Raw genomic sequence first — 14,924 nt, 5'->3', positions numbered from 1 at the left:
GTGTGCCGGGCCCGGGCAGATGGCTCGACCAGGGTCACGGAAGGGTCCGGTCAAGGCGTCGCGCCCGGCACTCCTCCAGGCCATACCCACGTAGGTCGAGCACACAAACCTGACAGGAACCGATGTCTGACGATTCGCGCCCTTCACCCGCGCAGATCCCCGTCGCCGCCGTGATTCCCGCCGCCGGCCGGGGCGTACGCCTCGGCCCGGGCGCCCCCAAGGCGCTCCGCGCGCTGAACGGCACGCCCATGCTGATCCACGCGGTCCGCGCTCTCGCCGCCTCCCGCCATGTCTCCCTGGTCATCGTCGTCGCCCCGCCGGACGGCGCCGCCGACGTCAAGTCCCTGCTGGACGTGCACGCGCTGCCCGAGCGAACCGACTTCCTGGTCGTCCCCGGCGGGGACAGCCGGCAGGAGTCGGTCCGGCTGGGCCTGGACGCCCTGCCGCCCGAGTACGGCATCGTCCTCGTCCATGACGCGGCGCGCCCGCTCGTCCCCGTCGACACGGTCGACGCCGTCATCGAGGCCGTCCGTGAGGGCGCCCCCGCCGTCGTCCCCGCGCTGCCGCTCGCCGACACCGTGAAGGAGGTCGAGCCCGCGGCCGTCCCCGGCGACCCCGAACCGGTGGTGGCCACCCCCGAGCGGGCCCGGCTTCGCGCCGTGCAGACGCCCCAGGGCTTCGACCGGGAGACCCTGGTCCGCGCCCATGAGACCGTCACCGGGGACGTCACCGACGACGCGAGCATGGTCGAGCGGCTCGGCCTGGGCGTCGTCACCGTCCCCGGCCACGAGGAGGCCTTCAAGGTCACCCGCCCCCTCGACCTGGTGCTGGCCGAGGCGGTCCTGGCCCGCAGGAGGCTCAACGATGGCTTCTGAAGCATCTGATCCCCGGCAGCCGCCGGGCGGCCTCCCCCTGCTGCCCCAGGTCGGCATCGGCACCGACATCCACGCCTTCGAGGAAGGCCGCGAGCTGTGGTGCGCCGGCCTGAAGTGGGAGGGCGAGGGGTCCGGCCTGGCCGGACACTCCGACGCCGACGTCGTCGCCCACGCGGCCTGCAACGCGCTCTTCTCCGCCGCCGGGCTCGGCGACCTCGGACAGCACTTCGGCACCGGGCGCCCCGAGTGGTCCGGCGCCTCCGGGGTCACCCTGCTCACCGAGGCCGCCCGGATCGTCCGCGAGGCCGGGTTCGCCATCGGCAACATCGCGGTCCAGGTCGTCGGCCCCCGTCCGAAGATCGGCAAGCGCCGGGACGAGGCCCAGAAGATCCTCACCGAGGCGGCCGGCGCCCCGGTGTCGGTCTCCGGCGCCACCACCGACGGACTCGGATTCCCCGGCAGGGGTGAAGGACTGATGGCCGTCGCCACCGCACTGGTGGCCCGTACGGCCTGAGGACGGGGCCGGGATGTGACCCGAACCGGTGCAACCCACTACGCCCGGCCCACTACCCTGGAGTGGTGACCATTCGCCTGTACGACACCAGCGCCCGGCAGATCCGTGACTTCGCCCCGATCAAGCCGGGCTGTGTCTCGATCTACCTGTGTGGCGCGACCGTGCAGGCCGCACCGCACATCGGGCACATCCGTTCCGGTCTCAACTTCGACATCATGCGCCGCTGGTTCGAACACCGCGGCTACGCGGTGACGTTCGTCCGCAACGTCACCGACATCGACGACAAGATCATCAACAAGTCCGCCGAGCAGGGCCGTCCCTGGTGGGCGATCGGGTACGAGAACGAGCGTGCGTTCGACTTCGGCTACACGGCGCTGGGCTGCCTGCCGGCGACGTACGAGCCACGGGCCACCGGGCACGTCCCCGAGATGATCGAGATGATGCGCGGGCTCATCGAGCGCGGGCACGCCTACGCGGCCGACGGCAACGTCTACTTCGACGTGCGGTCCTTCCCGGAGTACCTCCAGCTGTCCAACCAGGAGCTGGACAACCTCCGCCAGCCCGGGGGCGAGGGCGAGACCGGCAAGCGGGACCCGCGTGACTTCGCGCTGTGGAAGGCCGTCAAGCCCGGCGAGCCCAGCTGGGAGACGCCGTGGGGACGCGGCCGGCCGGGCTGGCACCTGGAGTGCTCCGCGATGGCGCACAAGTACCTCGGTCCGGCCTTCGACATCCACGGCGGCGGCCTCGACCTGATCTTCCCGCACCACGAGAACGAGATCGCCCAGGCCAAGGCGTTCGGTGACGACTTCGCCGCGTACTGGGTGCACAACGCCTGGGTCACCATGAGCGGCGAGAAGATGTCGAAGTCGCTCGGCAACAGCGTGCTGGTGTCCGAGATGGTCAAGGCGTGGCGTCCGATCGTGCTGCGCTACTACCTCGGCACCCCGCACTACCGCTCGATGATCGAGTACAGCGAGGAGGCGCTGCGCGAGGCCGATTCGGCGTTCGCCCGGATCGAGGGCTTCGTGCAGCGGGTCATCGAGCTGGCCGGGAAGACCGTCGAGCCGGCGGCCGAGGTGCCGCCGGCGTTCGCCGAGGCGATGGACGACGACCTGGGCGTGCCGCAGGCGCTCGCCGTGGTGCACACCACGGTCCGGCAGGGCAACAGCGCGCTGGCCGCCGACGACAAGGAGGCCGCGGTCGCCCGGCTCGCCGAGGTGCGGGCCATGCTCGGTGTCCTGGGCCTGGACCCGCTGGACGAGCACTGGGCCGGCGAGGACGCGGGCCGCGGCGAGGACCTGCACGGCGTGGTCGACAGCCTCGTACGCCTCGTCCTCGACCAGCGCGAGTCCGCCCGCGCCCGCAAGGACTGGGCCACCGCGGACGCCATCCGTGACCAGCTGGGACAGTCCGGACTCGTCATCGAGGACAGCCCCCAGGGACCGCGCTGGACCCTCGGTCCGCGCTAGTCCTCCGCTTGATCGATTGTGCCGCCCGGGCCTCCGGGCGGCACACTGCATAAGACGTACGTACGACAGCTCACGAAGACAGGTAGGTCATGGCCGCGAACAACCGCCGCATGTCCGGCAAGAAGGGCGCGCAGGTCGGCAGTGGCGGCCAGCGACGCAAGGGCCTGGAGGGCAAGGGCCCGACCCCGCCCGCAGAGATGCGCAAGGGGCACAAGAAGAACCGCGTCGCCAACGCCAAGGCCAAGCAGGCCGTGCGCCGGCCGGTGGCCAGGGGCCGGGGCGGCAAGTCGTCCTCCGAGCTGGTGGTCGGCCGCAACCCGGTGGTCGAGGCGCTGCGCGAGGGCGTGCCCGCCTCCACGCTCTACGTCCAGCAGTTCATCGACAACGACGAGCGCGTCCGCGAGGCCCTCCAGCTCGTCGCCGAGCGCGGTGGCATCAACCTGATGGAGGCCCCGCGTCCCGAGCTGGACCGCATGACCAACGGCCTGAACCACCAGGGCCTGGTCCTGCAGGTCCCGCCGTACGAGTACGCGCACCCGGAGGACCTCACCGCGGCCGCCTACGACGGGGGTGAGGACCCGCTGATCGTGGCGCTCGACGGGGTCACCGACCCGCGCAACCTCGGCGCGGTCGTCCGCTCCGTCTCCGCCTTCGGCGGCCACGGCGTCCTCGTCCCCGAGCGCCGCTCGGCCGGCATGACCGCCGGTGCCTGGAAGACCTCGGCCGGTACCGCCGCCCGCACCCCGGTCGCCCGCGCCACCAACCTGACCCGGGCCCTGGAGGCGTACAAGAAGGCCGGTATCACGGTCGTCGGCCTGGCCGCCGACGGCGAGGCCGAACTCGGCGACCTGGACGCCCTGCAGGGCCCCGTCGTCATCGTGGTCGGCAGCGAGGGCAAGGGCCTGTCCCGCCTGGTCGGCGAGACCTGCGACGCGCGTGTGCGCATCCCGATGCCGGGTGGTGCGGAGTCGCTGAACGCGGGTGTGGCGGCCGGAATCGTGCTGTACGAGGCGGCGCGCCGACGGGCTTGAACAGGCGTCCGTAACCTCACCCGTGCGGGGTAATTCTGGCGCTCTGGGCTGCTTTGACGCGGTCCGGACACATCCGCCTGGTCAAAGCAGTGTCCAAACCCCACGTCGCTCGGTTAGGTACGTGTGGACACCAGAACACCCCGCACACCCACGGGGGACCGCTCGTCGGGATACGACGACGCTCCCGCGCTGAGCATGGTGAAGGTGCCGAGCGATCCGGCGCAGGTCATCGTCAATCACGCCAGCTTCCGCGTGCAGCTGGGCGCGACGGCCAAGCGCAGCCAGTCCCCGCGGATCGCCCGACACCTGAGCGCCACCCAGGACACCGCCCGCATCCCGGTCGTGGGCACGGCGGCCCGAGCCGGTGCCGCCGCGCCCGGCCGCCGCCGTCCCGTCGTGTGGAGCGGCAAGTCCGCCCCCGACGACACCGGCGCGCACCGTCTCCTCCAGGCCGTACGGGGCAGCAGCGTCCGCCACGCCGACGAGCCCGCCGAGGCCGGCGCCACCCAGGTCATCCCGCGCGTCGGGACCGGGTACGGCGACGGTTATGACGGCCTCGACCAGACCGTCGAGACCCCGGTCGTCGGCCACCAGCGCACCCCCTCCGACGACGGCACCCGCCTCCTGCCGCACATGCGCACGGTCAGCGACACCTACGACGAACCGGCGTACCCGGACGACGGGTTCGAGGCGTACGACGACTACGACGACTACGAGGACGCCGCCGACGATCCCGCCGAGGAGTCCCGCGGGCGCATCGCGACCCGGCACGGCGACGACCCGGCCCGGCACGCCTACTACCCGGGCCGCCGGCTGAACCTCGGCGTGGTCCTCCTCCCCCTCCGGGTCTTCCTCGGCTTCATCTCCATCTACGCCGGCATGGGCAAGCTGTGCGACCCCGTCTACTTCGACGGCGGCAAGCGCGGCTCCATGGTCAAGTGGCTCAACACCCTGCACCCCTGGGAAGTCGCCGAGCCGCTGCGCCAGTTGGCCCTGCACCACCCGGTCGGCTCCGGCCTGGTGATCGCCTTCCTCCAGGTCGTCGTCGGCGTCCTGACGGTCCTCGGCTGCTGGCAGCGCGTCGCCGCGGTCGTCGGCGCCCTGCTCTCCGCCGCCCTCATCGTCACCGTCAGCTGGCAGACGGTCCCGGCCTACGACGCCCCCGACATCATCTACCTGGCCGCCTGGTCCCCGCTGATCATCGCCGGGGCCCCGGTCTACTCGATCGACGGACGTCTCGCGGGCGGTGCCTGGCGCACCCTCGGCCCCCGCTCCGACATCTGGGAACTGCGCAGCTACGTGCTGCGCCGCGGTGCCCTCATCACGGCCGTCACCGTCGGTCTCACCCTGCTGGTCGGCTCCCTGCTGGGCGGCGCCGTGCGCGACTCCAGCCGGGTGGTCGTCCCCGGCCCCGGCGAGGCCCCCCGCAACAACCTGCCGGGCACGTCGCTGCCCCACGAGCCCGGCACGCGGCACAGCACCACCCCGTCGGCCTCCAGCTCGCCCACGGGCGGCGCCACGGCCGGTGCGAGCCCCTCCCGGGCGGCGACGACTCCGGGCGCGAGCCGTACCGCCGGCGGCACCACCACCACGACGCCGAGCCAGACCCAGGGCACCGTGGGCCAGGTTCCGCCCCGCCAGTCCGCCCCGACGGGCGGCGCCCCCAGCAGCACGGCGGGCCCGACCAGCACCAGCGGCAGCGCCTCGACCGGCGGCAGCACCTCGACCGGCCAGCCGGGCTTGGTGGGCGGCCTGCTCGGTTAGCCGATCCCGGACGACGGGAAGCCGACGCCGGACGACGGGAAAGGGCCCTGCACCACACGGTGCGGGGCTCTTTTCGGTGCAGGGAAGGTGCAACACGCCGCCGAGCGCGGTGGTCGGGACCGCCCTCCCCGGGTGGTCCCCGCACAGGGGCGCGAGGGCGTGGGGGCGCGAGGGCGCGGGGGCGTGGGGGCGTGGCGCTGTGCGGGTCCGCCGCGAGGGCGTGACCGACCGGCCGCCCCTCATGCGCGGCCGGACTAACGCCCCAGGGCCGCCAGTTCCTTGGCCGCCTCGGTCAGGTCCTTGGCCGTGTCGATGGCCCGCCAGTAGGCACCTTGCGGAAGGGGGAACCCGGCCAGCTTCCGCTCCCGGGCCAGCCGGGGGAACGTGGTCCGCTCATGGTCGCCCCGCTCGGGCAGCATCGAGCCGAACCCGGGCGAGAACACATACACACCGGCGTTGATCTCGAACGTGGACGGCGGCGCCTCGATGAAGTCGGTGATGTGCCCGAACCCGTCGGTCTTCACCGCACCCCAGGGGATCCGCGGCCGGGCCAGCGCCAGCGTGGCGACGGCATCCCGCTCGGTGTGGAAGTCGGCCATGTCCCGCAGGGAGAAGCGGGTCCAGATGTCGCCGTTGGTGGCGTACCAGGGCTGGTCGGGGTGGGGGAGGTGTGCGGCGGCGTACTTGAGGCCGCCGCCGCGGCCGAGGGGTTCCGTCTCCACGACGGTGGTGACGGACAGGGGCAGGTCGGCCGAGTCCAGCCACTTCTGCAGGACCTCGGCGAGATGGCCGCAGGAGACGACCACATCCGTCACGCCCTCTTCGGCGAGCCAGGCCAACTGGTGGCCGATGATCGGAGTGCCCGTTCCCGGGATCTCGACCATCGGCTTGGGCCGGTCGTCGGTGTAGGGACGCAGCCGTGAGCCCTGGCCACCGGCCAGGACGACGGCTTGAGTGGGGCGCAACGAGGCGTTCGGATGGGTCATGCCCCGAACTGTACGTGGCGCCCCGGCCGGGATTCCGACCGCAACGAGCTCCTTAAGGAGCCGTTACCTGCTTCCCACCGTGTCTAGCTGTGCGCGGCCAGCACCCCGGAGGCGAAGGCCGTGTCGCAGACGGGACGGGCGTACGACTGGGCCCGCGAGGCGCCGTAGATGCGCACCGCGGCCCGGCCCAGGGCACGGGCGATGGAGGTGCAGTGCTTGGCGAGCGAGGGGTGCCCGTTGACCGCCTGCTGGAGGTGGGTGAGGACCGTCCCGGGGTTCTCGTCCTGCAGCTCGCTCATCAGCTGGTCGCGGAGCACGTCCTGTGGGGCGTGGGAGGCCGCGTCGGAGGAGACCTCCGCGGAGGAGACGTCCGACGCGGTGAGCACCGAGCTGGAGGGGCTCCCCGTCCAGTTGACCCGGGTGACCGCGAGGGTTCCGGAGAGCACCAGGACGACGGGCAGGACGAGGGCGAGAGTGCGGCCGATCCGGCGGGCAGGGCCGCCCCGATGGCCGCGTCGTGGCTGAGGGTTGGTGGAGTGCTTCACGCGTGTGAGGGTAGCGCCCGGTGATGATTTGGCGACATTTAGTCACCCTTATGGGGGATGAAGTTACGTCTCTTTCTGGGTAAGGGGTTGACGCGCGTCGCCCGAATTGATCGCTGTGCCGGGGTATGTGACGGGCGCGAAAGGGGCCCCGCGGTGGTCCGCGGGGCCCCTTTCGTCAACCTCTGCGCATGCGCGCTGGTCAGCCGGTCGGTCTGGGCAGGCTGATCGGTCTGGTCGGGCCGGTCAGTCGGAGAGGCGCTCGCCCGTGGAGGTCGAGAACACATGGGTCTCGCCCGGCCGCGGCACGACGTGCAGGGTGGAGCCCTTCTCCGGCACCTGGCGCCCGTTCACGCGCACGACCAGGTCCTTGACCTCACCGCCGACCTCGGCGGTGCCATAGACATAGCCGTCGGCGCCCAGCTCCTCGACCACGTTCACGGAGACGGCGAGACCGGCCGGGGCATCCTCGCTGTCCTTGGTGAGGGAGGTGGCGGCAGCGCCGTTGTGCTCGACGATGTCGAAGTGCTCGGGCCGGACACCCACGGTCACCGTGCGGTCACCCTTGTCGGAGGCGGCCGTCAGGGCGTCCCGGTTGACGGGGACGACGCTGTTGCCGAACTTCACTCCGCCGTCGGTGATCGGGACCTCGACCAGGTTCATGGCCGGGGAGCCGATGAAGCCGGCGACGAAGAGGTTCGCGGGCTTGTCGTACATGTTCCGCGGCGAGTCGACCTGCTGGAGCAGACCGTCCTTGAGCACGGCCACGCGGTCGCCCATCGTCATGGCCTCGACCTGGTCGTGGGTGACGTAGACGGTGGTGATGCCGAGGCGGCGCTGCAGGGACGCGATCTGCGTACGCGTCGACACGCGGAGCTTGGCGTCCAGGTTGGACAGTGGCTCGTCCATGAGGAAGACCTGCGGCTCGCGGACGATGGCGCGGCCCATGGCGACACGCTGGCGCTGACCGCCGGAGAGGGCCTTCGGCTTGCGGTCCAGGTACTCGGTGAGGTCGAGGATCTTCGCGGCCTCCTCGACCTTCTGCCGGATCTCCGCCTTGTTGACACCGGCGATCTTGAGCGCGAAGCCCATGTTGTCGGCGACCGTCATGTGCGGGTAGAGCGCGTAGTTCTGGAACACCATGGCGATGTCCCGGTCCTTGGGCGGCAGGTGCGTGACGTCGCGGTCACCGATGCGGATGGCGCCGCCGTTGACGTCCTCCAGGCCCGCGAGCATCCGCAGGGAGGTGGACTTGCCGCAGCCGGACGGTCCGACCAGGACGAGGAACTCGCCGTCCTCGATCGCGATGTCGAGCTGGTCGACGGCGGGCTTGGTGGAACCCGGGTAGATCCGGGTCGCCTTGTCGAACGTGACAGTGGCCATGGTGAATGGGCCCCCTTCTACCGGCAGGAACGTGCCGGACGATCCGTTGTAGGAAGGTGGTTGGTGTAGTCCACGCGAGTGAACTGGGTCAGGACGGTACCTGGCGTTCACCTCGGATGTCAGCACCTGGACCCCTGTGAACTTCGCGGAAATTTTCGACAGGGCCCGCCCGGGACGTGGGTACACTGCACAGGCACGCACCCCGGGTGTGTGCGCGCCTCCTTAGCTCAGCTGGTCAGAGCGCCGCTCTTGTAAAGCGAAGGTCGTCGGTTCGAATCCGACAGGGGGCTCGGCAGGGCGAAGGCCGCCCGCACCTCGGTGTGCGGGCGGCCTTCGCCGTCCGTGGTGGACCTTTGTCCGTGCAGGTCAGGCCGTTCGGAGCAGGGTCTTGAGCGCTTGCCGCAGCGTCCCTTCCGGATCCGGGACGGCCCCCGTCGCCCGCCATGCCACGAACCCGTCCGGGCGGACCAGGACAGCGCCGTCGGCGGTGGTGCCGTGGAGCCGGGCCCAGTCGCTGTCCTCGGTGTCGTACCTCAGGTCCGCGTCGGCGCCCGGGCCGATGCGGTAGGCGTCCAGGCGTACGCCGTCCGTGTCGGCGATGCGGCGGGCCGCCTCGTGCCAGCCCGCGTCGTCGGGGGCGTCGGCGAGCAGGACCAGGGAGCGTTCGTACAGGTCGAGGGTGGAGATGCGGCGTCCGGCGCGGCGCAGCCACAGGTGCGGGGCGCGGGTGCCCGGCTCGCCGGACAGCGCCAGGCCGTCGGGGACGACCGGCTGGTCGGGGTCGGCGCCGAGGACGGCGCCGTGGGGGTAGCGGTAGCCGAGGACGACGTTGAGGATGCCGTCGCGCTTGCCGCCGCCGACGCCGGGGGCGGGGGCGAAGCCGGGGTGGCTGTGTTCGACGGAGCGGGCGGAGGCGCGGGCGCTGGTGGCGAGGGCGACCGGGCGGCGTTCGGCCTCGTAGCTCGCCAGCAGGTCGGGGCCGGCCCAGCCGTCGACGACGGCGGCGAGTTTCCAGGCCAGGTTGTGGGCGTCCTGGATGCCGGTGTTGGAGCCGAAGGCGCCGGTGGGGGACATTTCGTGGGCGGAGTCGCCGGTGAGGAAGACCCTGCCGGACGCGTACCGGTCGGCGACCCGTTCGGCGGCACGCCAGGACGCCTTTCCGGTGATTTCCACGTCGAGCCCGGGCACACCCACGGCCCGGCTGATGTGGCTGCTCAGGCGTTCCTCGGTGAACTCCTCCAGGGTCTCGCCGTGCTCGGGGTGCCAGGGGGCGTGGAAGACCCAGCGTTCCTTGTTGTCGACGGGGAGCAGGGCGCCGTCGGCGTCCGGGTGGGTGAGGTAGCAGCAGATGAAGCGGCGGTCGCCGACGACTTCGGCGAGGGCGGCGGAGCGGAAGGTGACGCTGACATTGGCGAAGAGGTCGCCCGGGCCCGTCTGGCCGATGCCGAGGGCGTGCCGGACCGGGCTGCGGGGGCCGTCGGCCGCGACGAGGTAGTCCGCGCGGACGGTGAAGCGCTCGTCGGTGGTGCGGTTCAGGACGGTCGCCGTCACACCGTCGGAATCCTGCGTGAAGGACTCCATATGGTGGAAGTAGCGCAGGTCGCCGCAGAGTTCCCGGGCGCTGTCGAGCAGGACGGGTTCGAGGTCGTTCTGGCTGCACAGGCACCAGCTGGTGGGGCTGAATCTGGCGAGTCCGCCGCCCGGGTCGATGTGTTTGAACAGCCATTCGCCCGCATCGCCCACGAGGGTGGGCGTCTGCAGGATGCCGTGGTTGTCCGCGAGGAGTGAGGCCGCCGCCTTGATGTCCGGCTCGATGCCGGCTCCCCGGAACAGCTCCATCGTCCGCACGTTGTTGCCGCGTCCGCGGGGGTGGATCGAGGTCCCGGAGTGCCGCTCGACGAGCATGTGCCGCACACCGAGACGGCCCAGGAACACGGACATGGACAGGCCCACCAGGGAGCCGCCCACGATGAGGACGGGGACCCGGTGGTCGGCTTTTTGATGCATCGAAGCCTCCAGAGGCAGGGGTGCGCGTGTGGGGCGCCTGTGAGTTCTCATGCCCGGTGGCGCCCGCTCCGCGTGCCCAATCACCCACGTGGTTCATACGAGTCGCGGGCTTGTGGGGACCGGCACAGGATCAAGGAACGCTGCCGTCGCGCCAGACGCGGCCGGCGTCGCCTCTGCCCCCGCGAAGGAGATGTGTGCAGGATGACCACGACGTCTGAACGTCTTTCAGAAACGACACGCGAGCTGTCGAAGCGTGTCTCCCAGTCCGTGTTCGACGGCTCCCGGCTCCGGGTCGTCCTGCTCGTCGACGTGTACGACGGCGCGCAGCAGCAGTTCCTGGAGGCGTACGAGCAGCTGTGCAACCAGGTCGCTTCCGTGCCCGGCCACGTCAGCGACCAGCTCTGCCAGTCCATCGAGAATCCGTCCCAATGGCTCATCACGAGTGAGTGGGAGAGTGCCCCGCCGTTCCTCACCTGGGTGAACAGCGAGGAGCACGTCCAGATGGTGCAGCCGCTGCACTCCTGCGTCCGTGACACCCGGTCGCTGCGTTTCCACATCGTCCGGGAGACCGGCGGCGCCGCCGCCCACACCTCGCCGCAGGACCGCCGGCTGCAGGCCCACCCGCGCATCGGCGACGGGGTGATCCGGCACGCGCTGACCTTCACGGTCCGGCCGGGAAGCGAGGAGAAGGTCGCGAAGATCCTCGCGGACTACGCCTCGCCCGAGGCCCAGGTGGACGACACGACACGGCTGTGCCGGACCTCGCTGTTCATGCACGGCAACCGGGTGGTGCGGGCCATCGAGGTGCGCGGCGATCTGCTCGCGGCGCTGCGGCACGTGGCCCAGCAGCCGGAGGTGCGGGCCGTCGAGGAGGCCATCAACCCGTACCTGGAGCAGGAGCGGGACCTCAACGACCAGGAGTCGGCGCGGGTCTTCTTCACCCGGGCGGCGCTGCCGGCCGTGCACCACGTGAGCGCGGACGACCAGCCGGAGGGGCTGCGGCAGGCCCTGTGCTATCCGGCCCGGCCCGGTTGTGGGATGCGGCTGGCCGAGCTGCTCTCCCAGGCCGACTCGACGGCCGCGGACGATCCGGCGAGCCCGATCCTGCGCAGCACGGTCTTCCAGCGCGACGACCTCGTGATGCGGCTGGTCGACGTGCGCGGCGACCGGGACGTGGACGCGCTGCCGAAGGACTCCCGGGCGGCCGCGCAGGTGCGGGAGCTGCTCGACGCCGAGGCCGCCCGTATGGCCCTGATCACCGACCGCCGTTCGCCGGGCGCCTGATCCCGGCGGCCGGGTCACCCCAACCGCCCAGCGCCAGCGCAGCACACTCAACGGAGGAAACGTTGTCCATCAAACCCCGTCCGAAAATCGTGGATCTCAGTGAGGTCGAGCCCAATGTCCGGCGAGGTGGCGACCTGCGCGCCATGCTCACCCCGGCCACGGTCGGCTCCACCAGCGGCTTCATGGGCGTGGCCATCGTGCAGCCCGGGGACCGCATCGGTGAGCACTACCACCCCTACTCCGAGGAGTTCGTCTACGTCGTCTGCGGGCAGCTGGAGGTGGACCTGGACGGTGAGCCGCACACGCTGCGGCCCGAGCAGGGTCTGATGATCCCGGCCTACATGCGGCACCGGTTCCGCAACGTCGGCAAGGTGGAGGCGCGGATGGTCTTCCATCTGGGTCCGCTGGCGCCGAGGCCGCAGCTCGGCCATGTGGACACCGAGGAGACCGAGGTGATCGGCGCGGCCGCGGTGGTCACCGAACCGGCGCCGGCAGGTGCCGCCCACGCGGCCGACCGAGGTCAGGTTCTGTCATGACCCGGCGCGTGGCGGTCACTGGCATAGGCATCGTTGCTCCGGGCGGCATCGGCGTACCGGCATTCTGGGATCTGCTTGCCGACGGCCGGACCGCGACGCGGGGCATAACCTTCTTCGACCCTTCGCAGCTGCGGTCGCGGATCGCCGCCGAGTGCGACTTCGACCCGGTGGCGCACGGCCTGGACGCGGACCAGGTCGCCCGGGCGGACCGGTACATCCAGTTCGCCCTGGTCGCCGGCGACGAGGCGGTCCGGGACTCGGGTCTCGACCTGGCCCGGGAGGATCCCTGGCGGGTCGGGGTGTCGCTGGGCACCGCGGTCGGCGGCACCACGCGCCTGGAGCACGACTACGTCCTGGTGAGCCACCACGGGCAGCGCTGGGACGTCGACCATCAGGAGGCGGAGCCGCATCTGCACCGGGCGTTCTCGCCCAGCACGGTCGCCTCCGCGGTGGCGGAACGATTCGGCGCCCAGGGTCCGGTACAGACCGTCTCCACGGGCTGCACCTCGGGCCTGGACGCGGTCGGATACGCCTTCCACACGGTCGAGGAGGGCCGGGCCGACATCTGCATAGCCGGCGCGTCGGACTCGCCGATCTCCCCGATCACCATGGCGTGCTTCGACGCGATCAAGGCCACCTCCCCGAACAACGACGACCCCGCACACGCCTCCCGGCCCTTCGACAACAACCGTGACGGGTTCGTCATGGGCGAGGGCGGTGCGGTGCTCGTCCTGGAGGAGCTGGAGCACGCGCGGGCCCGTGGCGCGCACGTGTACTGCGAACTGGGCGGCTATGCCACCTTCGGCAACGCCTACCACATGACCGGCCTGACCAGCGAGGGTCTGGAGATGGCCCGGGCGATAGACATGGCGCTCGACCACGCCCGGATCGATCCGACGGCCATCGACTACGTCAACGCACACGGCTCCGGCACCCGGCAGAACGACCGCCACGAGACGGCGGCCGTGAAGCGGGCGCTCGGCCACCACGCCTACGACACCCCCATGAGCTCCATCAAGTCGATGGTGGGGCACTCCCTCGGGGCGATCGGGGCGATCGAGGTGGTCGCCTGTGTGCTGGCCCTCGCCAAGCAGGCCGTACCCCCGACCGCGAACTACGAGACCCCCGACCCCGAGTGCGACCTGGACTACGTCCCGCGCGTCGCCCGCGACCGGAAGCTGACCAGCGTCCTGTCCGTGGGCAGCGGCTTCGGGGGATTCCAGTCCGCGGTGGTCCTGACCCGGCCGAGGGACCGGACGAGGGAGAGGACACGATGAGCGAACCGCATGACCGGCGCGCGGCCGTCACCGGTATCGGGGTGGTCGCGCCCAACGGCACCAGCACCGACACCTTCTGGAAGGCCACCCAGGAAGGTCTCAGCGTCCTCGACCGGGTCACCCGCGAGGGCTGCGAGCACCTCCCGCTGAGGGTGGCCGGCGAGGTCCGGGCCTTCGATCCGGCGGTGACGATCGAGGAGCGCTTCCTCGTCCAGACCGACCGGTTCACCCACTTCGCCATGGCAGCGGCCGACTTCGCGCTGGACGACGCCCGGCTCGGGCAGGCCGACACCTCCGAGGAGCCGTACTCCATCGGGGTGGTCACCGCCGCCGGGTCCGGCGGCGGCGCGTTCGGCCAGCGCGAGCTGCAGCAGCTGTGGGGCAAGGGCAGCCGGTTCGTGGGCCCGTACCAGTCCATCGCCTGGTTCTACGCCGCGAGCACCGGTCAGGTCTCCATCCGCCGCAAGTTCAAGGGCCCCTGCTCGGTCGTCGCCTCCGACGAGGCCGGGGGTCTGGACGCCCTCGCGCACGCGGCCCGGGCGGTGCGGCGCGGCACCGACGTGATCGTGGCCGGCTCCACCGAGGCGCCGCTGGCGCCGTACTCGGTGGTCTGCCAGCTCGGCTACCAGGAGCTGAGCCGTGCGGCCGATCCGTCCCGCGCCTACCGCCCGTTCACGGAGGCCGCCTGCGGTTTCGTGCCCGCCGAGGGCGGCGCGATGCTCGTGGTGGAGGCGGAGCGGTCCGCGCGGGAGCGCGGCGCGGACATCCGTGCCTACGTCGCCGGACATGCGGCCACCTTCACCGGTGCCTCCCGTTGGGCGGAGTCCCGGGAGGGCCTGGCGCACGCCATCAGGCTGGCGCTGGAGGAGGCCGGCTGTGCGCCCGAGGAGGTCGACGTCGTCTTCGCCGACGCCCTCGGGGTGCCGGAGGCGGACCGTGCCGAGGCGCTGGCGATCGCCGACGCCCTGGGCGGGCACGGCATCCGGGTGCCGGTCACGGCGCCGAAGACCGGCATCGGGCGGGGCTACTGCGCGGCGCCCGTGCTGGACAGTGCGGCGGCCGTGCTCGCGATGGAGCACGGACTGATCCCGCCCACGCCGAACGTCTTCGACGTCTGCCACGACCTCGATCTCGTGACCGGGCGCGCCCGCGTCGCCGAGTTGCGTACGGCGCTGGTGCTGAGCCGCGGGCTCATGGGGTCGAACTCGGCGCTCGTGCTGCGGCACGGCGCTGTCAACGCCTAGCAGTACAGGAGG

The 14,924-nt window shown here is 71.6% G+C and carries 13 protein-coding genes and 1 tRNA gene; 10 read left to right on the top strand and 4 right to left on the bottom strand.

Annotated features, from left to right (window positions below):
- Window positions 1-122 precede the first annotated feature (122 nt).
- From ispD to ACZ7P3_RS24485, 5 genes are all read left to right on the top strand, one after another.
- On the top strand, window positions 123-875 hold the full coding sequence (gene ispD / locus ACZ7P3_RS24505) for a 2-C-methyl-D-erythritol 4-phosphate cytidylyltransferase (RefSeq protein WP_472085045.1): 753 nt from the start codon (window positions 123-125) through the stop codon (window positions 873-875).
- Complete coding sequence (gene ispF, locus ACZ7P3_RS24500; protein ID WP_472085043.1) at window positions 865-1,389, top strand: 2-C-methyl-D-erythritol 2,4-cyclodiphosphate synthase; 525 nt, start codon at window positions 865-867, stop codon at window positions 1,387-1,389. Before ispD ends, ispF begins: the two co-directional genes overlap by 11 nt.
- A 65-nt stretch (window positions 1,390-1,454) precedes the next feature.
- Complete coding sequence (cysS, locus tag ACZ7P3_RS24495; RefSeq protein WP_472085041.1) at window positions 1,455-2,858, top strand: cysteine--tRNA ligase; 1,404 nt, start codon at window positions 1,455-1,457, stop codon at window positions 2,856-2,858.
- Window positions 2,859-2,947: 89 nt separating this feature from the next.
- A complete protein-coding gene (rlmB, locus tag ACZ7P3_RS24490; protein ID WP_472085039.1) occupies window positions 2,948-3,889 on the top strand; it encodes a 23S rRNA (guanosine(2251)-2'-O)-methyltransferase RlmB in 942 nt (313 codons plus the stop codon).
- A 123-nt stretch (window positions 3,890-4,012) separates the two neighbouring features.
- On the top strand, window positions 4,013-5,653 hold the full coding sequence (locus tag ACZ7P3_RS24485) for a DoxX family membrane protein (RefSeq protein ID WP_472085038.1): 1,641 nt from the start codon (window positions 4,013-4,015) through the stop codon (window positions 5,651-5,653).
- A gap of 254 nt (window positions 5,654-5,907) precedes the next feature.
- On the opposite strand, the gene ACZ7P3_RS24480 is transcribed toward ACZ7P3_RS24485, so the two are convergent.
- From ACZ7P3_RS24480 to ACZ7P3_RS24470, 3 genes are all read right to left on the bottom strand, one after another.
- Window positions 5,908-6,639, bottom strand: coding sequence for a nucleotidyltransferase family protein (locus ACZ7P3_RS24480; RefSeq protein ID WP_472085036.1), 732 nt, complete (start codon window positions 6,637-6,639; stop codon window positions 5,908-5,910).
- Window positions 6,640-6,722: 83 nt separating this feature from the next.
- A complete protein-coding gene (locus tag ACZ7P3_RS24475) occupies window positions 6,723-7,184 on the bottom strand; it encodes a hypothetical protein (RefSeq protein ID WP_472085034.1) in 462 nt (153 codons plus the stop codon).
- 243 nt (window positions 7,185-7,427) lie between these two features.
- On the bottom strand, window positions 7,428-8,564 hold the full coding sequence (locus ACZ7P3_RS24470; RefSeq protein WP_472085032.1) for an ABC transporter ATP-binding protein: 1,137 nt from the start codon (window positions 8,562-8,564) through the stop codon (window positions 7,428-7,430).
- A gap of 216 nt (window positions 8,565-8,780) precedes the next feature.
- Between ACZ7P3_RS24470 and ACZ7P3_RS24465 the strand changes: the two genes are divergently transcribed.
- Window positions 8,781-8,854 (top strand) — tRNA-Thr (locus tag ACZ7P3_RS24465).
- A gap of 76 nt (window positions 8,855-8,930) precedes the next feature.
- Here the strand turns inward: ACZ7P3_RS24465 and ACZ7P3_RS24460 are convergent.
- The gene (locus tag ACZ7P3_RS24460) at window positions 8,931-10,571 is read right to left on the bottom strand and encodes an FAD-dependent oxidoreductase (protein ID WP_472085030.1); all 1,641 of its coding nucleotides are present in this window, start codon (window positions 10,569-10,571) and stop codon (window positions 8,931-8,933) included.
- Window positions 10,572-10,772: 201 nt separating this feature from the next.
- Between ACZ7P3_RS24460 and ACZ7P3_RS24455 the strand changes: the two genes are divergently transcribed.
- From ACZ7P3_RS24455 to ACZ7P3_RS24440, 4 genes are all read left to right on the top strand, one after another.
- Window positions 10,773-11,855 carry a SchA/CurD-like domain-containing protein gene (locus tag ACZ7P3_RS24455; RefSeq protein WP_472085028.1) on the top strand — a complete coding sequence of 361 codons (1,083 nt, stop codon included), beginning with the start codon at window positions 10,773-10,775 and terminating at the stop codon, window positions 11,853-11,855.
- Window positions 11,856-11,944: 89 nt separating this feature from the next.
- On the top strand, window positions 11,945-12,391 hold the full coding sequence (locus tag ACZ7P3_RS24450) for a cupin domain-containing protein (protein WP_472085241.1): 447 nt from the start codon (window positions 11,945-11,947) through the stop codon (window positions 12,389-12,391).
- A complete protein-coding gene (locus ACZ7P3_RS24445) occupies window positions 12,388-13,668 on the top strand; it encodes a beta-ketoacyl-[acyl-carrier-protein] synthase family protein (protein WP_472085026.1) in 1,281 nt (426 codons plus the stop codon). The genes ACZ7P3_RS24450 and ACZ7P3_RS24445 overlap by 4 nt, the downstream gene beginning before the upstream one ends.
- Entirely contained in the window at window positions 13,665-14,912 is a 1,248-nt protein-coding gene (locus ACZ7P3_RS24440; RefSeq protein ID WP_472085024.1) for a ketosynthase chain-length factor, read from the top strand. The genes ACZ7P3_RS24445 and ACZ7P3_RS24440 overlap by 4 nt, the downstream gene beginning before the upstream one ends.
- The last annotated feature ends 12 nt before the right edge of the window (window positions 14,913-14,924 follow it).

Source organism: Streptomyces sp. NPDC107581 (genome assembly GCF_055657175.1).
The sequence above is the reverse complement of the archived record's forward strand: the minus strand, read 5'-3'. Positions and strand labels throughout refer to the sequence as shown.